At 37.6% G+C, this 22,643-nt stretch carries 15 protein-coding genes and 3 pseudogenes; 8 read left to right on the forward strand and 10 right to left on the reverse strand.

The annotated features are described in order from the left end of the window. Positions 1 to 20: 20 nt before the first annotated feature. Genes rodA through KBP46_RS14065 form a run of 5 tightly spaced genes read right to left on the reverse strand, consistent with a single transcriptional unit; the run spans position 21 to position 5,696 of the window. Positions 21 to 1,250, reverse strand: coding sequence for a rod shape-determining protein RodA (gene rodA / locus KBP46_RS14045; RefSeq protein WP_062673155.1), 1,230 nt, complete (start codon positions 1,248 to 1,250; stop codon positions 21 to 23). Then, positions 1,247 to 3,292, reverse strand: coding sequence for a penicillin-binding protein 2 (locus KBP46_RS14050; RefSeq protein WP_062673153.1), 2,046 nt, complete (start codon positions 3,290 to 3,292; stop codon positions 1,247 to 1,249). Before KBP46_RS14050 ends, rodA begins: the two co-directional genes overlap by 4 nt. Further along, complete coding sequence (locus tag KBP46_RS14055; RefSeq protein WP_002982456.1) at positions 3,289 to 3,795, reverse strand: hypothetical protein; 507 nt, start codon at positions 3,793 to 3,795, stop codon at positions 3,289 to 3,291. Before KBP46_RS14055 ends, KBP46_RS14050 begins: the two co-directional genes overlap by 4 nt. Continuing rightward, on the reverse strand, positions 3,788 to 4,642 hold the full coding sequence (mreC, locus tag KBP46_RS14060; protein ID WP_062673151.1) for a rod shape-determining protein MreC: 855 nt from the start codon (positions 4,640 to 4,642) through the stop codon (positions 3,788 to 3,790). Before mreC ends, KBP46_RS14055 begins: the two co-directional genes overlap by 8 nt. 28 nt (positions 4,643 to 4,670) lie before the next feature. Continuing rightward, a complete protein-coding gene (locus tag KBP46_RS14065) occupies positions 4,671 to 5,696 on the reverse strand; it encodes a rod shape-determining protein (RefSeq protein WP_002982450.1) in 1,026 nt (341 codons plus the stop codon). Positions 5,697 to 6,099: 403 nt separating this feature from the next. Here KBP46_RS14065 and hemA point away from each other — a divergent pair. From hemA to hemE, 4 genes and pseudogenes are all read left to right on the forward strand, one after another. Further along, positions 6,100 to 7,373 (forward strand): annotated as a pseudogene (gene hemA / locus KBP46_RS14070) (glutamyl-tRNA reductase). After that, positions 7,360 to 8,268 (forward strand): hydroxymethylbilane synthase, encoded by a 909-nt coding sequence (gene hemC, locus KBP46_RS14075; RefSeq protein WP_062673145.1) that lies wholly within the window; start codon positions 7,360 to 7,362, stop codon positions 8,266 to 8,268. The pseudogene hemA and the gene hemC overlap by 14 nt, the downstream one beginning before the upstream one ends. Before the next feature lie 64 nt (positions 8,269 to 8,332). Further along, positions 8,333 to 9,016 (forward strand): uroporphyrinogen-III synthase, encoded by a 684-nt coding sequence (locus tag KBP46_RS14080; RefSeq protein ID WP_216443514.1) that lies wholly within the window; start codon positions 8,333 to 8,335, stop codon positions 9,014 to 9,016. 45 nt (positions 9,017 to 9,061) lie between these two features. Beyond that, positions 9,062 to 10,093 carry a uroporphyrinogen decarboxylase gene (gene hemE, locus KBP46_RS14085; RefSeq protein ID WP_047376227.1) on the forward strand — a complete coding sequence of 344 codons (1,032 nt, stop codon included), beginning with the start codon at positions 9,062 to 9,064 and terminating at the stop codon, positions 10,091 to 10,093. Between the two features lie 295 nt (positions 10,094 to 10,388). On the opposite strand, the gene KBP46_RS14090 is transcribed toward hemE, so the two are convergent. From KBP46_RS14090 to KBP46_RS14110, 5 genes are all read right to left on the reverse strand, one after another. Next, complete coding sequence (locus KBP46_RS14090) at positions 10,389 to 11,609, reverse strand: aminotransferase class V-fold PLP-dependent enzyme (RefSeq protein WP_216443515.1); 1,221 nt, start codon at positions 11,607 to 11,609, stop codon at positions 10,389 to 10,391. 266 nt (positions 11,610 to 11,875) lie between these two features. Continuing rightward, entirely contained in the window at positions 11,876 to 12,523 is a 648-nt protein-coding gene (locus tag KBP46_RS14095; protein WP_062673138.1) for a 50S ribosomal protein L25/general stress protein Ctc, read from the reverse strand. Positions 12,524 to 12,579: 56 nt separating this feature from the next. Next, positions 12,580 to 13,518 (reverse strand): ribose-phosphate pyrophosphokinase, encoded by a 939-nt coding sequence (locus KBP46_RS14100; RefSeq protein ID WP_062673136.1) that lies wholly within the window; start codon positions 13,516 to 13,518, stop codon positions 12,580 to 12,582. An 85-nt stretch (positions 13,519 to 13,603) separates the two neighbouring features. Continuing rightward, positions 13,604 to 15,064 (reverse strand): G-D-S-L family lipolytic protein, encoded by a 1,461-nt coding sequence (locus tag KBP46_RS14105; protein ID WP_120232431.1) that lies wholly within the window; start codon positions 15,062 to 15,064, stop codon positions 13,604 to 13,606. Between the two features lie 12 nt (positions 15,065 to 15,076). Next, on the reverse strand, positions 15,077 to 16,285 hold the full coding sequence (locus KBP46_RS14110) for an OmpP1/FadL family transporter (protein WP_253297047.1): 1,209 nt from the start codon (positions 16,283 to 16,285) through the stop codon (positions 15,077 to 15,079). Positions 16,286 to 16,770: 485 nt separating this feature from the next. Between KBP46_RS14110 and KBP46_RS14115 the strand changes: the two are divergent. From KBP46_RS14115 to KBP46_RS14130, 4 genes and pseudogenes are all read left to right on the forward strand, one after another. Continuing rightward, positions 16,771 to 18,179, forward strand: a pseudogene (locus tag KBP46_RS14115) (stage 0 sporulation family protein). Then, on the forward strand, positions 18,172 to 18,636 hold the full coding sequence (locus KBP46_RS14120; RefSeq protein WP_062673130.1) for a gliding motility lipoprotein GldH: 465 nt from the start codon (positions 18,172 to 18,174) through the stop codon (positions 18,634 to 18,636). Before KBP46_RS14115 ends, KBP46_RS14120 begins: the two are co-directional and overlap by 8 nt. A 6-nt stretch (positions 18,637 to 18,642) precedes the next feature. Beyond that, positions 18,643 to 21,020 (forward strand): annotated as a pseudogene (locus tag KBP46_RS14125) (transglycosylase domain-containing protein). 75 nt (positions 21,021 to 21,095) lie between these two features. Continuing rightward, positions 21,096 to 22,637 carry a YdiU family protein gene (locus KBP46_RS14130; protein ID WP_216443516.1) on the forward strand — a complete coding sequence of 514 codons (1,542 nt, stop codon included), beginning with the start codon at positions 21,096 to 21,098 and terminating at the stop codon, positions 22,635 to 22,637. Positions 22,638 to 22,643: the final 6 nt, after the last annotated feature.

Genomic DNA, 22,643 nt, shown 5'->3' on the forward strand with positions numbered 1-22,643 from the left:
CAGCTTCCAACCTCCCTTTTTTACACCAAACTATTCTTATCCGAATAATTAAGCTTAAAGAAGATAAAAGTCATCATCGAGAAAGCCAATAAAGAACTTCCTCCGTAACTGAAATACGGAAGCGGAATCCCAACGGTTGGAAAAAGCCCCATAACCATCCCTAAATTGATTGAAAAGTGCATCAGCAGAATCGAGGCAAAGCAATATCCAAATACCCGGTTAAAAGTAGACTTCTGCTGTTCTGCCAGATAGTAGATTCTTCCGATATAAACCATATAACACAGGATAAGAACTGCACTTCCAACAAAGCCCCATTCTTCTCCTACGGTACAAAAGATATAATCTGTTTCCTGTTCGGGAACGAATTTCCCTTGGGTAACGGATCCTTCACGGTATCCTTTTCCCCAGATCCCACCTGATCCGATGGCTGTTTTTGAATATAATAAGTTGTACCCGGAAGTATCTCTGAATGCCTTTTCACCCTTATAAAGAACCTCAATTCTTTCTCTCTGGTGTTTCGGCAGTTTTTCTAAAATATAAGGTGATCCGAAAGCCAGTCCGCACAATATAAGAATAGAACCTGCAATTCCTGAAATAGAAATGACGTCCCATGACATTCTATGATAATTCATCGCGATCAAAACACCGGCAATCACTAAAACTGCTACTGCAACATAAATGGGAGGAATAGCCAGTGAGATCAGAAAAACTCCGGCGAAAATAAATCCTATCCCGAATAAAAGACCACTCAATCCTTCTCTATATAAGGCGATGAAAAAGGCGATGAACACAAGCATAGAACCTACATCCGGAATAGCCAGAACAACTGCTGCCGGAATTCCTATAATAGCAAGGGCAGTCCAGATAGATTTTTTATTTTTAATATTAAAATCCGGGCTTGAAACAAAATTAGCCAGCATCAAAGCAGTGCCTATCTTTGCAAACTCAACGGGCTGCATGGTAAAACTTCCAAACTTATACCAGTTTTTCTGGCCCAGAATTTCTTTACCAAAAGGGAAAAGACCTATCAACAGTAAAACTCCTCCAATGTAAATAATACCAGCCATATTCTCAAAGAATTTGCTTCTTCCTACGAATATAACCAGCCCTACAAATACAGAAATACAGAAAAAAACCAATTGCTTCTCTCCTAGTTTCTGGTCAACACTGTAAATATTTGCAATGGCAAAAATGCAAAGCAGGAAATACAGCCCAAGGCCAAGTTTATCTATTCCTTCTGTCCATTTCATTGCTTTACAGGTTTTTTAGCAGTGTTATTCTTTTTAGCGTCCTCTTCTATTTTCTTTTGCAGCTTAGCCTTTTGTTGTTTTACCAATTCCAGACTATCCTTTATTCTTTTTTGTTTGATGGAATCAGGTTTAGGATCAACATATAGTCCTTTACGCTTCAAATCTGCAATCCATTGTCTTTTATATTCAGGCATGAAACTCGAGGTAATCATTTTTTTGTAAAGATTTTCTCTTTTCAAATCACCGGTAATATATTTTTCAGCAATCACTGTACAGGCTGGCCCTGCCCATGTAGCACCAAATCCCGCATGCTCCATTACAGCTACTACAACAATTTTAGGCTTATCAGCAGGAGCAATAAGTACAAAAATGGAATTATCCTTCCCTTGCGGCACCTGTGCTGTTCCTGTTTTTGCTAATTGTGTAAAGTCATTGGATTTCAATCCTCTTGCCGTTCCTCTCAACACTACGGCTTCCATTCCTTTCAATACCGGTTCAAAATGCTTCGGATCAACTAATGTTTTATGTTTAACCTTAAATCTTGGATCCGGATTGGGTTTCCCATCAATTCCTTTTACAATATGAGGAGTATAATACCATCCTCTATTAGCAATAGCCGCCACATAATTGGCCAGCTGAATAGGAGTTACCAAAACATCGCCCTGCCCCATTCCGTTATAAATAGCACCAGTGGACATTTCATCCCAGTTTTTAAAATCAGTTCTCTGAGAACCGCTTGCCTTCATGATGGCTTTAAATCTTTTTTCGTAAAAATCTCCTGAAGGTATTCTACCCCTTGCCCCAACGGCAAAGTCATTATTTAAAAATTCACCGACTCCGAAGCTGCTCATGATTTTTTTCCACTCATCAACACCTTTTGAAGGATTTCCCGGATATTTCTTGATAATAGCAATAAAGGCGTAGGTGAAAAAACAGTTACTGGAAACCTGAATGGAAGGAATAAGCGGATCTGCTCCACCATGGCCTTTAATTCTTTTCCCTTTATAGAAAAATCCTCCTCCACAAGGAAAAATAGTTTTCTCGTCCATCACACCCATCTGCATTGCTGCTAAAGCAGTCAGTAATTTGAATGTTGATCCCGGAGGATATCCGGCCTGTAGTGCACGATCAAAAGTTGGCTTATTTTCATAAAGGGTATCTTTTGAAAGGGCATATAAGTTTTTTGATTTATTAGGTCCGGTAAAAAGGTTTGGGTCAATATCCGGTCCGGTTGCAGCTACTAAAACTTCTCCGTTATTAGGATCTAAAGCTACAATTGCGCCGTGTTTGTTAACCAGCATTTCTTCTGCCGTCCTCTGAAGGTCGTAATCAATGGTTAAAGTAATATCTTTACCTGTAATCACATCTTTATCCAAAGATCCGTTTTTATAGGAGCCGATATTTCTGAGTCTGATATCTTTCTGGATGTATTTCACTCCTTTTACTCCGCGCAGCTCTTTTTCGTAGGATTTTTCAACCCCTGTTTTTCCAATGAAATCTCCCGGTAAGTAGTATAGTGAATCTTTTTTAATATCTCTTTCATTCACCTCACTGGTATAACCGAGAAGGTTTCCGGATGTGGAAACTTCATACTGACGCTGAGGTCTTGATACAATATTAAATGCGGGATACTTAAAAATAATTTCCTGAACTCTTGCAATATCTTCTCTGCTGAGGTCTTTAATAAAAGTCATCGGGGTCAGCTTAGAATAATATTTTTCCTTTTTGATCACATTGATTTTATTGATAAAATCCTGTTTTGTAATTTTCATTAAACTACAAAACGCCAGTGTATCAAAGTCAGGTTTCATCAACGCCTGGGTAAACGAAATTTCATAAGCAGGCTGGTTACCCACCATGATTTTCCCATTTCTATCAAAAATGACTCCACGCTGTGGAATAACATATTCTGTTTTGATGGAGGTATTAGCCGCATTTAAGGCATAGCGGTCTGTAAACAACTGCAAATAAGCAAGCCTCGCCACAAAAATAAGGGCGATGATAACGAGGATGGAAAAAATTTTTAAATAACGTGTGTTCAAACTTTTTGTTTGATTTTAAATATTAATGCGTAGATGACTATAAAGATAAATGAAATTACACTTGTCACCAACACATTAAATAATATTTCAAAAAACCTGCTAAACTTAAAGAACTCAATATACTGTACTAAAAGCTGATGCAGGAAAATACTTGAAAATAAAAACAGCAAAAACTGCGCCCATTGAAGGGACTGGAATGAGAAAAAGTCCGTAGACGTATCTGTGGAAGTCCTGAAGATCAACGTTCTGAAATAAGCGATTAACGTTGTTGCAAATGCATTGATCCCCCATGAATAGAGGAAACCGTCAATAGACAGCCCTATTAAAAAGCTCAATGCCAGGAACTGAAATTTGTTTCTGAAAAATGGATAGAACATGACAAACACAGGATATAATACCGGAGTATATTTCCCGAAAAGTGTAATCCTGTTCAATACAAATATTTGTAATGCAACCAGAAAGATCATGATCAATATATCGGTAAATAAAGTCCTGCTAATCATTTTCTTTTTTTATTACAGCCTGCATAGTATCCTGAATCTTCTGCACTTCTGCTTTCTTAAGATTCTTCACTACATACACTTTATTCAACGCTCCCATTTTTTCACTCAGCTCTACGGAAATGTCCCAGAAGCCGGTTTTATTGTCCACAGAGTATCCTGCAATAGTACCAATGGTTACTCCCTTAGGGAAAATAGCAGATTTACCATCTGTAACAACAGTATCACCTACTTTCAATGCAACATATTTCGGAATATCTGCCAGGTGCATCACCCTTGAGTTATCTCCATTCCATGTTAAAGTACCAAAATACCCTGAGTTTTTAAGAGCTGCATTAATTCTGATCTTGTTAACACTTAACACGGATTGAACCAATGCATAACTATCTGTAGAATTGATTACAATTCCCGCAATACCTCTCGGCGCCATTACTCCCATTTGAGGAAAGACTCCGTCTCTACGGCCACGGTTGATTGTAAAATAATTGTTTCTTCTGTTGATACTGTTGAAAACAATTTCTCCATCAACAAAGGTATAGATCTGCCCGCCACCAATGGTATCGTGTACTCTTTTAAAAACAGGATTTTTCTCTCCGTCTTTTCCATAGAGTTCAGTCATAAGGGCTTTATTCTGAACCACAAGATCTTCGTTGATCTGTTTTAGCTTCAGATAAGAAACTCCTTCATCAATATATCCGGAAACCCAGGAATTGAACGCAGCCGTTTGGCCTGCAATCCAGGATCTCTGCATGGCATTTCTTGAGAATATCAAAACCAGAGCAATAATTTGCAGGAATATAAAGAAGACGAAAAGAGTATTCTTCGAAAATAATCTCAGCAAAAATCCCATTCAGATATAAAGTCGTAAAAAGTTAAAATTATTTAATTAAGAAATTGAACTTATCCATATTCTTAAGGGCAATACCTGTTCCGCGAACTACAGCTCTCAACGGATCTTCAGCTACAAATACAGGAAGACCTGTTTTCTTGTGAATTCTGTCCGCAAGACCTCTTAATAACGCTCCTCCTCCAGCAAGATAAATACCTGTTTTGTAAATATCAGCAGCCAATTCCGGTGGTGTAAGAGATAATGTTTCCATTACGGCATCTTCAATTCTGATGATTGATTTATCTAATGCACGTGCAATTTCTTTGTATCCAACCATAATTTCTTTTGGCTTACCTGTAATAAGGTCTCTACCCTGTACCGGGATGTCTTCGATATCTACATCAAGATCTTCTACCGCAGAACCTACTTCAATTTTGATTCTTTCAGCAGTTCTTTCTCCGATATAAAGGTTATGGTGAGTTCTTAAGTAATAAGCAATATCATTGGTAAATACGTCTCCTGCAATCTTAACAGATTTATCACAAACGATACCTCCTAACGCTACAACAGCAATTTCCGTAGTACCACCACCTATATCGATGATCATATTTCCTTCAGGCTTTTGAACGTCAATCCCAACCCCAATTGCAGCTGCCATTGGTTCGTAGATCAATCTTACTTCTTTTGCGTTTACTTTCTGAGCAGAGTCTCTTACCGCTCTTTTTTCAACTTCAGTGATACCAGAAGGGATACAGATTACAATTCGTAATGCCGGTTGAATGAATTTACCTTTGATTCCAGGAATTTTCTTGATAAATTCCTTGATCATATGTTCAGAAGCGTGGAAATCAGCAATAACCCCGTCTTTCAAAGGACGGATTGTTTTGATATCCTCGTGAGTTTTACCCTGCATATGCTTGGCCTGCTCTCCGACGGCAATCGGCTTACCCGATGAACGTTCAATTGCAACAATTGAAGGTTGATCTATAACAATTTTATTATTATGGATGATTAGGGTATTAGCAGTTCCAAGGTCTATCGCAATTTCTTGCGTAAACATATCAAATAAACTCATATTTTTCTTCTGATTTTAAGTTTACAAAGATATAAATTTAAGACTACTAAAGAAATTTCCCACCAACTTAATTTGGTTAAAATTTTATTAAAATTTATAATTCTTTATTAACTTTCAATTTAGACATTTACAGAGTTTGATTTCAACTAAAATTAATAGGATGTTAAAAGAGCAAAAAAGGTAATTACAAAAGGGTAAAAAACCAAGAAAACACAGTATTGAAGAACAAAACAAAAATTCAGAAACGTCAACAATTCTTTTCTAACACGGAATTTTATCATTTTATCATTTTGTCTTCCCTGCCAGAAACACCTTTTCTTCCCTTTTATAGTTTTTTACGATAATTATCATATACACTATCTGAGAGAGGTTAATTAAAAAAATCGTAAATTTGCGACTGCTTATGTTACAGTATTCCAACATTCATCGAACGTCAAATTTTGCCGTGCTTTCAATAAGCTACGAAAAAGCCGACGTAGAAACGAGAGGAAAGTTTGCATTCTTTGATGAGAACATCAAAAACTTTGTTTCCAGAGTTCATCAGGAAGACCTGGGTGATGCATTTGTGGTTTCCACCTGTAACAGGACCGAAATTTACACCACATCTCCCAATTATCTTTTAGTAGCTGAAGAGTACTGCAAAACCATTGGAGTACAACTTACAGATTTTCTTCAGTTTGCTAATATTCTTACCAAAGAGGAAGCATTGATTCATCTTTTCAGGGTAGCAGCTGGTCTTGAAAGTCAGATTATCGGAGATTTTGAAATTATCGGGCAGATAAAAAAAGCATACAGCCGTTTCAAAAAAGAAAGACAAAATTCTAATCCTTATCTGGAGAGAGCCATCAATGCGGCTATTCAAATTTCGAAAAGAATAAAAAATGAAACCGGCATTTCCAATGGTGCGGCTTCTGTTTCTTATGCGGCGGTTCATTATATTCTAAACAACCAGAAGAGAATCACTGAAAAAATATTCTTCTTTTGGGAGTAGGTGAAATTGGACAGAATACCGTTGAAAATCTGGTAAAACATGTCTATCAGCCGAAAATTAAAATTGCCAACAGAACTCAGGAGAAAGCGGAAAAGATTTCCCAGAAATATAATATTCCTCACGTTGATTATTCTGATTTTGACCAGGAATTAAAAAATACAGATATTCTTATTGTGGCAACAGGAGCCAAGCATCCTATTGTCAACCAGTCTCACTTCCCGAACGGAAAAGAAACACTGATCATTGATCTTTCTATTCCTCATAACGTTGAAAAGAATGTTACAGAAAATAAAAATGTAACCCTGATTGACGTAGATGAGCTTTCAAAACAGATTCAGGAAACGATTCAACAGCGAGAAAGAGAAATCCCGAAAGCTGAAAAAATCATTAAGGAACTGATGAAAGACTTTATTGAATGGGAGAAAAAAAGAAAGCTGGCACCCAATATTCATCATTTCAAAGCAGTTCTAAAGAACATGGAACGTAATGAAATGCATAATTTTTATAAAAAGAATAAATACATAAACATCACGGACATGGAACTTTCTGACAAAATGATCCAGAAAATCACCAACCGTTTTGCAAAATATATCATCGATAATCCTTTAAAAGCCGAAGAAATTAGTAAATTAATGCACGAAATATTAGTTGAACAACCAAACAACGAATTCAATGAAAAGCATTAGAATCGGAACGAGAAATTCCGCACTTGCACTTTGGCAGGCTAGAGAGGTTGCGAGGCACCTTCAGAACAACAATTATTTAACGGAAATTGTTCCTATCGTTTCTTCTGGCGATAAGAACCTTAATCAGCCGCTTTATTCTTTAGGAATTACCGGGGTTTTCACAAGAGATCTTGATATTGCTCTATTGAATGACGAGATTGATATTGCCGTACATTCTTTAAAAGATGTTCCCACTCAATTGCCTCAAAATATTGAGATGATCGCTTATCTGGAAAGAGATTATCCACAGGATATTCTGATCAGAAAAGAATCTTCAAGGAATAAAGAATTCCATGAACTTAAACTCGCTACAAGCAGTTTGAGAAGAAGAGCTTTCTGGTTGAGAAATTATCCGACTACTGATTTTTCAGATATCCGAGGAAATATTCAAACCAGACTTCAAAAACTTGAAGACGGAGATTTCGATGCTACGATCTTATCTTTGGCAGGTATCAAAAGAATGAAAATGGAAATTGATTACGAAATGCTTCCATTAATGATCTCTGCGCCTTCACAAGGGGTAATCTCTGTAGCCGGACATACTGACAAACCGGAAATTAACGAAATTGTAAGCCAGATCAATCATCAACAGACTCAGATCTGTGTAGAGATTGAAAGAAACTTCCTGAGCACTTTAGAAGGAGGCTGTACTGCACCTATCGGAGCATTTGCGGAAATCATCGGTGATCAGATCCGTTTCAAAGCGGCACTTTGCTCTCTGGATGGGAAAAACTGCATTTCTGTGGATGAAAACTTTGTGTATACTCCAACCGAGAATTTTGGAGAAAAGTTTGCAAAAGTTGTTCTTGAAAACGGAGGAAAAGAATTAATGGCAGAAATCAAAAGCCAGATCTGATAGCTCAGATTTACATTTTTACCTTCCTTTAGCCACTCTTTTTCATCTTCTTAATTTTACAGACATGAAAATCTTATTTACCAAAAATATAGACCCATCAATTATATCCAAAGAATTAGGAGAGGATATTTTGGTCGACTGTGTTGAGGTAATTAAGACTAAACCCATTATGATCAGTCCTTTTGAGCTGAAAAACTATTCTCTGATTTTCACCAGTGTCAATGGAGTTGCTTCTTTTTTTAAAAACAGATTCAAACCCAATGAGAATTTTACAGCCAAAAACTATAACAAAATCTATTGTGTAGGTGAAAAGACCAAAAGAGAGCTTAGAAAGCATGGTTTTGGAACATTTAAGGTACTGAAAAATGCTGAAACTCTTTCGCGATTCATTATCGGAAAATGCCAGCACGAGCAGTTCCTGCACTTTTGTGGTAATCTTGCCATCAATGTTCTGGACAAAGACCTTCCTTTACAAAACATTAAGTACAAAAAAGTTACAATTTATAATACTGAGGAAATCAATCCTATAATAACTGAAAAATATCATGCTGTGGTATTTTTTAGTCCGAGCGGAGTTCGTAGTTTTGCAAGGCGAAATTCTCTGGAAGGCATGAAGCTTTTTTCCATTGGCGAAACCACTTCCGGTGAGCTGAGAAATTATACGCAGGAAGAAATTTTTACTTCTGAAGAAAATACACTGACATCCATATTTGCATTGATCAGAAAAGAAATCGGAAGTAGGATTTAGAATATCTGTTACCGGATATTGCGGTAATATTAGTTACAATAGATTATGATAAAAAACGACCTATATTTAAAAGCACTTCGCGGAGAAACCGTTGAAAGACCTCCTGTCTGGATGATGAGGCAGGCTGGAAGATATCTGCCGGAATTCATTGCTTTAAGAGATCAGTATGATTTCTTTACAAGATGTCAGACTCCAGAGCTTGCTGCTGAGATCACTTTACAGCCTATCCGCAGATTTCCTTTGGATGCCGCGATTCTGTTTTCTGATATCCTGGTAGTTCCGCAGGCAATGGGAATTGATTTCAAAATGAAAGAATCTGTTGGACCATGGTTAGATACTCCAATCAGAACAATGGAACAGGTTCAGAATATTGAAACTCCGGATGTGAATGATACTTTAGGGTACGTTTTTGATGCTATTGAACTTACCTTACAGAAGTTGGATAACGATATTCCATTGATCGGTTTTGCCGGTTCTCCATGGACCATTCTTTGTTACTGTGTAGAAGGAAAAGGAAGTAAAGCTTTTGATATTGCAAAATCCTTCTGCTTCCAACAGCCTGAAGCAGCACATTTATTATTACAAAAAATTACAGATACTACAATCGCTTATCTGAAGAGAAAAGTAGAAAAAGGAGTTTCTGCAGTACAGGTTTTCGATTCCTGGGGAGGAATGCTTTCTCCTACAGATTATCAGGAGTTCTCATGGCAGTACATCAACCAGATTGTTGAAGCATTAAGCCCCCTTACTCATGTTGTAGTATTTGGAAAAGGATGCTGGTTTGCTCTGGAAGATATGACAATGTCTAAGGCTTCTGCTCTTGGAGTTGACTGGACTATTAAACCGGAATTCGCAAGAACTTTAACGAACCATACAATGACGCTACAGGGGAACTTTGATCCTGCAAGACTTCACTCAACACCTGAAACGATTAAGAAGATGGTGAATGAAATGATCAACCGTTTCGGAAAAGACAGATACATTGCTAATTTAGGCCACGGAATTCTACCGAATGTTCCTGTCGAAAATGCTGAAGCTTTCATCAGAGCAGTAGTAGACTGGAAACCGAATTTGTAAGATTATTCTCTTAAAAATACAATAGCCTTGTTATCCGTTAACAGGGCTTTTTTATTGTAATTAATTTTCCGGAGGTTTTTACATTTGATTATTACCCCTTTAAATCACATCATATGAAAAAGCTAAACAAAGTAAAGATGAAAAGTATTATAGTAGAAGGACAAATCTGCCTGGAATGTGCTACCGGCAATTATCCGGTCATTACTGAGGGCCTGTGTTATTGTATACCAATAGACTAATAAAAAAAGCAGCTCAAAGGCTGCTTTAATTCTATATCGTAGAGATTCTTTATTAATTAACTCAACATTCTCTGTGCTTTTCTAACACCTTCCACCAGGGCATCAATTTCTTCGAAAGTATTATAAACAGCGAAACTTGCCCTTACTGTTCCGGCAATATTAAAGAAGTTCATGATAGGCTGTGTACAGTGGTGTCCTGTTCTTACAGCGATTCCCATTTTATCAAGGATCATCCCTACATCAGAGGCAATACCCACTCCTTCCAGATTAAAGGATACAACACCTGTTCTTTTTGCTTTCTCACCATATACTTTCAGACCCTCAATTTCTAAAAGATGTCTTTGAGCATATTCCAACAAAGCATTTTCATGGTTTTGAATATTCTCACGACCTACCCTGTTCATGAAATCAACGGCAGCACCTAAAGCGATATTTCCTCCTACATTCGGTGTTCCTGCTTCATATTTGAATGGAAGACCTGCATAGGTAGTTCCTTCGAAAGAACACGTCGCAATCATCTCCCCTCCTCCATGAAACGGCGGTAAAGCTTCCAATATTTCTTGTTTTCCATATAAAATACCTGTTCCCATCGGAGCATACATTTTATGACCTGAGAACACAAAGAAATCACAATCCATCTTCTGTACATCAATATTGAAATGCGGAGCAGACTGAGCTCCGTCTATCACAACATAAGCATCGGTATTTTTTCTTGTTTTAGCAATAATTTCCTCAATTGGATTTACAATCCCCAAAGCATTAGAAACCTGATTTACAGAAACAACCTTCGTTTTTTCACTCAAAAACTGATCAAAATAATCCATCTGAAGGATTCCGTTCTCATCAATCGGAATTACGCGAAGTTTCGCTCCGGTTCTTTCACACAGCATTTGCCATGGAACAATATTGGAATGGTGCTCCAGATAAGAAATAATGATTTCATCATCTTTCTGCAGTTTCTGTGTTAAAATATAAGCGATAAGGTTCAACCCTTCTGTTGTTCCCTTTGTAAAAATTACTTCAAAGTCATGTTCAGCATTGATGAATTTCTGAATCTTTCTTCTTGAAAGCTCCATTTCTTCTGTTGCCAGCTGGCTCAGTGTATGAATTCCTCTGTGAACGTTGGCATTAAGTTCTGTATAATATGCGTGACAGACTTCCAAAACTGAATTTGGTTTTTGGGATGTAGCTGCATTATCCAGATAAACCAAAGGTTTACCGTTCACTTCTTTGTCCAATATAGAAAACTGGCTTCTTATTTCCTGAATGTCAAACATTTATTTATTTTTTAAATTAAAACGTCCTTATTTAGAACTCTTCAAATTTACGGCTTTTTTTCCGAAAGGAAGCATGGGGTTGGCTCCTGATCATTGTCAGTTGATAGAAATATTCGATAGTGTAAGGTGAAGAAAGACAATAAAGCAAAAAGATGAAATTGAAACCAAACCTTTTAAGTTTGCTCAGTTCTTTCAGCTGAGACTGGCTATCAAATAAAAAACCCGCCATAACTGACGGGTTCTTATATTGTTTAAATAAGCAATTCTTATTCTGCTGCAGTTTCTGCTGCTGCTTCAGGAGCTGCACCTTCTTCAGTTGCAACTTCTTCCTCATCATCATCATCCATTGCAGCTGCACCACCTTTCATTGCATTTCTAGACATCTTAACAGCAACTACTACTGCATTGTCAGGGTGCATGAAAGAATATCCTTCTGTTTTGATACCACCGATGTAAAGTTTGTTACCAATTCTTAATGGAGTAACATCAACTACTACTTCGTCAGGTAGGTTAGCAGGGATAGCTTTTACTTTTAGTTTTCTGAAAGACTGACGTAAAACACCACCAGCTACAACACCTTTTGAACGTCCTGTAATTCTTACCGGAACTTCCATGATCACTGGCTTATCATCAGATAACTGATAGAAGTCAACGTGAAGAATTTTGTCAGTAATCGGGTGGAACTGAATATCCTGAAGAACAGCTGGAATTGTTTTTCCGTCAACCTCAATAGATACCGTGTGTGCTTCAGGAGTGTATACTAATCCTTTGAAAGCTCTCTCTTCAGCAGAGAAGTTCAAAGGTGCTTCACCTCCATAAACAACACAAGGAACTAATTCAGCATCACGTAAAGCTTTTGTAGACTTTTTGCCCACGCTTTCTCTTTTTGTACCTTGAATTGTAATAGATTTCATTTATAAAAAATTTAAAAAATTGTTCTTATTTTAATTTGCAACTTATTTAAAATCAATTAAATAACAAACTTGCTGCTAATTGATTTGTGCTCATGAACCATTGTCATAACGTCTGCAAATAACGGGGCGCAAGATAGCACTTTTATTTTAGATGACAAATTATTTTTAACAGGAATTGAGTCAGTTACAATAACTTCCAGCAGTTGCGAGTTCTCAATATTCTCGTAAGCCTTTCCTGAAAGCACTCCGTGAGTAGCCATAGCTCTTACTGTTTTTGCTCCTTTTTCAATTAAGATATCTGCAGCTTTGCAAAGTGTACCTGCAGTATCAATCATATCATCAATAAGGATTACATTTTTACCTGTAACATCCCCGATAAGGAACATTTCTTCTACAACGTTTGCTTTTTTTCTTTCCTTATAAGCAATTACTACTTCAGCACCTAGGTGACCGGCATAGTTTTTCGCTCTTTTTGCACCTCCCATATCAGGAGAAGCAATGGTAAGGTTATCAAGATTCAAAGATCTGATGTGGTCTACGAAAATAGTAGAAGCATACAGATGATCTACCGGAATCTCGAAGAATCCCTGAATCTGATCTGCGTGAAGATCCATTGTCATGATTCTTGTCGCTCCTGCTGCAGTAAGAAGGTTAGCAACTAATTTTGCACCGATCGGCGCTCTTGGTTTGTCTTTTCTGTCCTGTCTGGCAAGTCCGAAGTAAGGAATTACTACGGTGATGCTCTTTGCAGAAGCTCTTTTTGCTGCATCAATCATTAGAAGAAGTTCCAAAAGATTGTCTGCAGGAGGGAATGTAGATCCAATCAGGAAAACTCTTCCTCCTCTTACAGATTCGTCCAAAACAGGCTCAAATTCCCCGTCGCTGAACTCCTGAAAGTTGATTTTTCCTAATTCTTTCCCATAACTCTGGGCAATTTTCTCTGCCAAGTCCCTGCTGGTTCTTGTACAAAATAGATAACTTAACTGATCGGCCATTTTTACTTTTTAAAAGATTTTGCAAATTTAAAAAAAAACCACAAGATTTACTCTTGTGGTTTCTAAGTTTTTATTTTATCAATTATTAAGGGAATTTAACTCCTGAATATTTGTTCGGATCTACCTGCGGAAGTGTAGACTTATATTTAGCATTGATAGACTTGATAAATTCATTAGCAACAATACCGTATCCGCGTCCTGTCAGATGAACTCCGTCTAAAGAGAAAGCTCCGCCGGTTACAAATGTCGCCGTATATTTTACTCCATCCCAAATAATTCCTGATTTAGAATTCAATTCCATCATTTTAGCGTCCATATCCACAAAGGCAAGACCTTTGTCTGTTGCTGCTTTTTTTATCGCTGTGTTATATCCTGCAGTAGCAGCAAGGACTTTTGCAGTCTCAGCTTCAGTAAGGACAAGCTTATCTTCTAATGGTACGGAAGTACCTCCTCCAGCCTGTGGAGTAAGAACTTTACTAGCTGGTAAAAGAATTAAATCCTTCGCTGTTGTTTGTCTGTATTTTGGAAGCCCCGGAACAGTTGACAGATCTTTATCTACAATTACAGCTCCGTTGACTGCCGCTCCAGCAGTAAATTTAATTAACCTTCTCTGATATTCAGCATCGCTGATCGCTCCTAAGGTTTTAGCCTGCAGCAATCCTGCGTTATACTGAGCATATCCTGTATTCAGCTGAGTTACCTGAGCATCTGTCAAACCTGTAAGAGGCATAGCAGGAATTCTCGTAAAGTAAGGGACATTGGTAACTGTAGGAATATTAGCAATAACACCTTTTCTTTTTGTACCGGCAGGGAATAGTTTATCTACTAAATAAGCATAGGTATTACTGAACCCTACCCCTACAGCACCATCTACTGGCGTAATCGGAACATTCGGATCAGCTCCTCCTGAAGTTGCATATAATAAAACATCATTATTTCCTATCCATAAAGAAATGAAGGTTGGGTCTTGTTTTAGGGCATCTTCTACTACTGAAGTTGTTGTTGATGACGCAAACCTTACGAAATATGGATTTGCAGTAGCAGGCGTAGAGATTAATCCGGCTGGATTCCCATATCCCGGAGCCAGTAAATGCGCTACTCTTGCTCCCGGAACTCCCATATTCTGGTAAGGACCACCAGCAGAAACATTATCTAATGCTGCTCCTGGAGCTGTTGGACCGGGAGTTAATGCTCCGTTCACCACACTTAACACATATTTACCTGCAAAATCTCCTGTTGCTGGGTTAAATAAATTGGTAAACCCTCCTGTGTCATTAGGCATCATTGGCTGTTTAAAAGCGCCTCCACCTGCTAATTGCATTTGCGCTGCAATCATGCTTGGATAAGATTCACTCTGTCCACTGCTGTAAAGAGCTCCATCTCTATAACCAGCAGTTAATGAGTTTCCTAATGAGATATATTTTGAAAAGTCTGCGTCTCCTTTTGTTACCGGGATATCTTTCACATCCGTATCGAAATCCGTATTACAGCTTACTGTAAAAAGAAGTGCAGAAACTGCAATTGTCGATATTATAATTTTTTTCATAGTCTTCTAAAATTAAAATGGATTATAGGATAAACCTAGACCTAAGTAAAATGCTGTTGCTTTCGACTGTCCGTAGAAACCTAGATTAGCATTATTTACATTTCTGTATTGAGGCATTGCATATCCTCCTGCAATATCAATTCCGAATTGTTTCAGCTTAAAGCCAATCCCTCCTGTAATAACATACGTATCATATGAAGGTGTTTCCGGGATAAAGTTTTCTGTAGTGTAAGGTGCTTCATCATAATAAGCTCCCAAACGTCCGTAAATCATATTGGTAAATGCATACTGAGTTCCCAGTCTGAATGTTTTAGAATTTTTAAAGTTTTTAGGACTTGTAAGAACAGTTGGATCTGATGGGTTGTTTCCAATAGGAGCATTCTCGAAATCTAAAGTAAGCTTACTGTATCTTTCCCATCCGTGATAGTTAAAGTCAGCAGAAACCTGCCATTTTGGTGTCACTTTATAAGTTAAACCAATGGTGTATTCTTCCACTAACGGAAGTGTTGCAGAGAACCCATCCTGTCCGGCAGCATTTAATTTCAGCTGATTATAGATAGATTGAGAAGGGAACTGGAAAGTAGCTGTACCATTTTTAGCTTTCATATCTATTGCTGAACGGTAAGCAATACTTACATCTAATTTCGGATCAGGTCTGAAGTAGAAACCAAAACCATATCCGTGTCCGCTTGCTTTTTTATCGTTGATATTTACCTGTCCTCCAAATTGTGTTACTGCTTTATCCCAGTCTACAACTCCTTTTGCATAGATATAGCTGGCACCAAAAGATACCCATGGAGCTAGTTTTACAGAAACCATTGGCTGGAAGTAGAAACTTTTCAGTTCTAATTTTTGAACCATTTCTTTACCTTCCCAGTCATTCGGCCACTTAATTGTACTTCCAAAAGGTGTTGTTACACTTAGACCTACGGTAAGCTTTTCTATCGGTCTATAAGTAATTGCGGCATAGAAAGGAGTTCCTACAGGGTTATCTGTCTCTGTACTTTGTAAAGTATTGAAGTTTTGAAAAGTAACCTTGTTACTTGCTGCAAACCCTCCTGCCACTACACTCAGCTTGGAAGGGATAAATGACATACCCGCCGGGTTAAAGAATGTCACACTCGCGTCTTCGGCATGAGCACTAGTATGCGCCATTGCCAATTGTTTTACCCCCTGCAGGGAAACTCTGAAGCCTCCTGCGTAAGATAGAACTCCCGCCAATAAAGCAGTTGATACTAATATTTTTTCATAGACTATTATTATATATATAAGCCAAATATAAAATTATTTTGAATACGTCTGTTAATATTTCCTAATATTTTAAACAATATTACAAAAGAAAACTATGTTTAAAATAACACCTCAAAGAAAATAAAATACAAAACAATCATTATTAAACACTTAAAATAGTTTAAAAACCAAGTCATATTCATTGTTTAATTTTAAACGATCGTTTAAAATTAAACAATAATGCACTAAAAAAGCAATCCAGGAAAGGAAAAAGATAATAAATGTTAAAGAAAAAAAAATAGAATAAATTAAAAATCAGCATTTTTATTCCCTTATAAAGCCTCTGACTACATCTACAGACATCATTCTTAGTTAAAATAGGGAAATCTTTTATACCGAATTCACCTTATTTAAGTATTTTAGAATCGCATAAAGATAAAAATACATAAATTTGCAGATTATAAATAATAGAAAATATGAGTTGTGGATGTAAAACATCCGGCGATTCTGCACATTCTTGCGGTCCTAAAAAAACCGCAAATGGCTGTGAAAATGTAAATACCTGCGGGAATAGTTATAAATTAAGTGTTTTTGACTGGCTTTCTAACATCAACAATCCGGCACCAAACAGGTGTGATTTTGTAGAAGTTAGGTTTAAAAATGACAGAAAATCTTTTTATAAGAATGTAAATAATATTCCTTTACATATAGGTAGCGTAATTACAGTAGAATCAAGTCCGGGACACGATGTAGGCGTAGTAAGCCTTACGGGAGAATTAGTAAAGATTCAGATGAAAAAGAAAAAATTTTCGGAAGAATCAGCACTCAAAATATACAGACAGGCCAACCAAAAAGATCTTGAGGTATGGCAGGAAGCAAGAAAAAAAGAAGACGGCGTAAAGCTTGAAGCAAGAAAAATTGCACAAAGATTAGGCCTTGAAATGAAAGTTACCGATGTGGAATATCAGGGTGACTCTTCAAAAATAACCTTTTATTATACTGCTGATAACAGAATAGATTTCAGACAGCTGATCAAAGATTACGCTAGTGCATTCCGTACCAAGATCGATATGAAACAAATCGGTTTTAGACAGGAAGCCGCCAAAGTGGGCGGAATCGGGTCTTGCGGACGTGAACTTTGCTGCTCAACATGGCTTACAGATTTCAGGTCTGTAAACACCAATGTTGCAAGATATCAACAGCTGAGTATCAATCCTCAGAAACTGGCAGGACAATGTGGTAAGCTGAAATGCTGCCTTAACTATGAGCTTGACAGCTACCTGGACGCATTAAGCAACTTCCCTTCTTCTTCAACTACTTTGGAAACAGAGAAAGGAAAGCATTCTGTATTAAAATCGACGTTTTCAAAAAGAAAATGTGGTTTGCTTATGTAGACAGCTCAATTGCATGGTATGATTTTGATATTGACCTTGTTAAAAAATTGATTTCAAAGAATAAAAGAGGAGAAAAAACACTTCCTCTTGAAGACCTGAAACAGCCTGAAACCTCTACTCACACGATCGATTTGATACAGGAAAACAATGTGGACCGTTTCGAAAAGAAAAACAGAGGAAACAACAGGAACAGAAACAACCAGAGCAACCAGAATAAGCAAAACAACAACCAGCAAAGTCAGGGTCAGGGCCAAGGACAAAAAAGAAACAGACAGGAAAGACAAGAGAGACCGGAAAGATCTGAAAAAACCGAAAACCCAAATGCTCAATCTGCCAATCAGCCTAGACCTCAAAAGCAGCACCCACAGCAAAAAACACCTGTGGAAAAAGCAGTGAATAATTCTGACGCTGATAAAAAACCACAGAGCAACAATCCGAACAAGAAAAAATTCAAAAAGAAATATCCTCCAAAAAAAGATAACAATGCATAAAATTTTAGGATTACTTTCATTTATCCTTTTCTTTAGCTGCAACTCTTCCTCAGGAGGAGATGTCATCATGAATTCCGTTGATAACAAATGGAATAAGAAAAGTGAACAAAAATTTAATCTTGAAGTTTCAGATCCGCAGAATCCTAAAAATATTATATTTGTCGTAAGAAATAACAACACTTATCCTTACAGCAATATAAGGTTTATAGTGAATTTCACCAATCTACAGAACAAAAAAAAGGAAACAGACACTTTAAATTATGTTCTGGCTAAACCAAACGGAGAATGGCTTGGTACAGGGTTTGGTGATACGAAAGAAACTTTGTTTCAGTATAAAGTAAATTACCAGTTTCCGGGAAAAGGAAAATATGAAATCGGTCTTACTCAGGCGATGAGAAATGATAACCTTCCGGGAATTGAGGATATTGGGGTAAAAATAGAAACGGCTAAACCGTAACCATAAATGGAAGAAAACAAAAAAAATACAGGAAATAAGGGGAAAACATTTCCTCTGCCTCCCAAGAAAAAGAAAGATACCTCCTGGAGAAAATGGGTTTCATTTATCTGGATCGGACTCATTGCGGTAGTTCTGGGAATTTCAGGGCTTTTCTTTTCGGTTTCTCAAGGATTCCTTGGGGAAATGCCTGATGTAAAAGAACTTGAAAATCCGGATATCTTTGTTGCTTCTGAGATCATTTCTTCAGACGGAGTAACTTTGGGTAAATTCGAAAAAGAAAAGACTCAACCAATTGTTTATAAGGATCTCCCTCCTTATCTTATTTATGCTCTACAGGCTAAAGAAGATGAGCGTTTTAAAGAACACTCAGGAATCGATTTATACTCCGTTGCCAGAGCCGTAGCATATGGTGGTGGACGTGGTGGAGGTTCTACCATTACTCAACAGCTTGCCAAACTTCTTTTCACAGGAAATGCTTCTCAGAATAAAGTTCAGAGAGCATTCCAGAAACTGAAAGAATGGGTAGTAGCAGTAAGTCTTGAGAAAAGATACACCAAAGAAGAAATTATCACTCTTTATTTCAACAAGTTCGACTTCCTTTTCAATGCTAATGGTATTGAAATGGCTTCCCGAGTTTACTTTAACAAGAAAACGTCTGAACTTACATTACCGGAAGCTGCAACATTTGTAGCAATGCTTGAAAATCCAAGAAAAACAATCCTTACAGATACCCTGAAAAGGCTAAAGAAAGAAGGAATGTTGTATTGGATCAAATGCAGAAAACCGGATACATTGATGCTGCAACTTATGAAAAAGCAGCCAGTACCCCGATTGAAGTAGACTTCCATCCTATCAAGAGTATCACTGATGGATATTCTGCTTATTACAAGTTCTATCTGAGAAAAGAGATTGACAAATATCTTGAAGCTCATGAAAAAGAAACCGGTAAAAAGCTTAACCTTTACAAGGACGGTCTAAAAATATATGTTACTCTTGATTCTAAAATGCAGAAATATGCTGAAGAGTCAATCAAAGAACACTTAACAGATCTTCAGAAGAGATTTGATGCAGAACAGAGAGGAAGAAAGAATAGACCTTTCTACTATCTTAATGATAAACAAATCAAGGACGTAATGGTTCAGGCGATGAAAAGAACCGGCCGTTACAAATTACTGAAAGCTGATGGAATGCCTGAGGATTCTATCATGATGGAGTTCAAAAAACCTATTAAAACTTCGCGATTCACATGGGCAGGAGAAGAAGAGGTGGAAATGTCTCCATGGGATTCTATCAGATACCACAAACAAATTGCACAGGCAGGTTTGATGTCTATGGTTCCGGGAACCGGAGAAATCAAAGCTTGGGTAGGTGGTATAGACTGGCAGCACTTCCAATATGACCATATCAAGCAAGGTAAGAGACAAGTAGGATCTACATTCAAGCCTTTCGTATATGCTACTGCTATTATGAAACTTGGAATGACACCTTGTTCTGCTGTTTCTAACGGAACTTATGATCATAACGGATGGCATGTACCGGGAAGAGGTGGAATGCTTACTTTAAAAGATGCATTGGCACACTCTCAAAACCCTGTTGCTGCAAGACTTATTGAAATGACAGGAGTAGACGCTGTAATCCAGACGGCAAGAGATCTGGGAGTAACAGAAGATATTCCTAGAAACAATACCATTGCTTTAGGTTCATCAGACATCACGATTTACGAAATGCTAGGTGCTTACAGTACTTTTGCCAATTATGGTAATTACAACAAACCAGAGATGATCTGGAGAATTGAAGATGCCAACAGTAGAGTAATCAAAGAAGTAAACGTAGAGCCTAAAGAAGTAATGAACCCAATGTATGCCTACACTATGATTGAACTTATGAAAGGTGTTGCACAATACGGAACTGCTTCCGGAGAATTAGGAAGAAGAGGAATTTCAAAAGCTGTGGAAATTGCGGCTAAAACAGGAACAACTCAGAATAACTCCGATGGATGGTTTATGGGAATCACACCAAAACTGGCAACCGGAGCATGGGTTGGATGGGAAGACAGAGCAACCCACTTCTTTGGAACAGGTGAAGGTCAGGGTGCGAGAATGGCACTACCAATCTGGGCAATTTTCATGAAAAAAGTATGGGCTGATAAGAGCTTAGGAGTAACTCCTGATGACAAGTTTGTTAAGCCTTCAGACTGGAAAGACGGATGTTCAAACCTTAAAGGACTAAGCGGAGGATATGGAGATGAAGGAAGTCTTCAGACGATCGATGAGATCAAAAATCCAAGGCCGGCAGATCCAACTCCTAAAAAACCAACAGAAAAGAAAGAGGACAACATCAATGAAAACCTTCATTCTAATGATGAAGTAGATTTCAATAAATAAATTCTCTTTTAGAAATACACAAGACCTTTCAATAATTTGAAAGGTCTTTTCTTTTTTAATTAATACCTTTGAAGGATGAATATCGAACGTATCAGACAGCCATTTATTGAAACTTTTCCTGGTGATTTTTCCAATAACCCTATGCAGAGAAACACTCCAAAAGTCTTATTTGCTACTATTAAGCCTGCAGGTTTTGATAAACCCGAATTGATTGCTTTTAACGAAGCTTTATCAGAAGAAATTGGCCTGGGAAAATATGAAGATGAAGACCTGAATTTTTTGGTTGGAAATAACCTTCCGGAAAACGTTCGAACATACGCCACAGCTTATGCAGGACATCAGTTCGGAAACTGGGCAGGACAGCTTGGAGATGGAAGAGCCATCCTTGCTGGTGAAATTACCAATGAGGCAGGAAAAAAGACCGAAATACAATGGAAAGGAGCCGGTGCTACTCCATATTCCAGACATGCTGATGGAAGAGCCGTATTAAGGTCTTCTGTACGCGAATATCTTATGAGTGAGGCCATGCATCATTTAGGTGTACCTACAACAAGAGCGCTTAGCCTTGCTTTTACGGGTGAAGATGTGATGCGCGACATCATGTACAGTGGAAATCCACAGCTTGAAAAAGGTGCAGTGGTCATCAGAACTGCTGAAAGCTTTTTACGTTTCGGACATTTTGAACTTATGTCTGCCCAAAGAGAATACAACAATCTTCAGGAACTTGCCGATTTTACCATGGAAAATTATTATCCGGAAATTACAGCTACTGACAGTACGAAATACAAAGATTTCTTTGAAAATATCTGCACCCGAACGGCTAACTTAATGGTTGAATGGTTCAGAGTCGGTTTTGTACACGGAGTAATGAATACAGATAACATGTCAATTCTCGGATTAACCATTGATTACGGTCCCTATTCCATGATGGATGAATATGATTTGAATTTCACACCCAACACAACAGACCTTCCGGGAAGAAGATATGCATTCGGAAAACAGGGACAAATTGCTCAATGGAATCTTTGGCAGCTTGCCAATGCTCTTCATCCGTTAATCAAAGATGAAAAGTTTTTAGAAGATACTTTAAATAATTTCGGAACTTATTTTTGGGAAGCTCATGACCAGATGCTTTGTAAAAAGTTCGGTTTTGATCAGCTTCAAAAGGATGATGAAGAGTTTTTCACCAGCTGGCAGGGTATTATGCAAGAACTTCAGTTAGATTACACTTTGTTTTTCAATCAACTGAAAAAAATAACCCAAGCCACAAATATATCAGAACATTTTAAAGATGTCTCTTATATTATTCTGAATGAAGAAAAGCTGGAAAAGCTAAATAGTTTCATCAAAAGATATGAAGCAAGAAAAGCTTTAAACTCTATTTCAGAAGAAGACTCTTTAGCTATAATGGAAAAGGCAAATCCAACATTTATACTCCGAAATTATCTTCTCTACGAATGCATTGAAGAGATCAGCAATGGCAAAAAAGAGATGCTGGAAAAGCTCATGAAAGCACTCGGAAATCCATATCAGGAAATATACCCCGAGTTCTCCGCCAAAAGACCGTCTGGATATGATGATACTGCCGGATGTTCCACACTTTCATGCAGTTCGTAATTAACA

Source organism: Chryseobacterium sp. PCH239 (genome assembly GCF_018924625.1).
Classification (GTDB): Bacteria; Bacteroidota; Bacteroidia; order Flavobacteriales; family Weeksellaceae; genus Chryseobacterium; species Chryseobacterium cucumeris.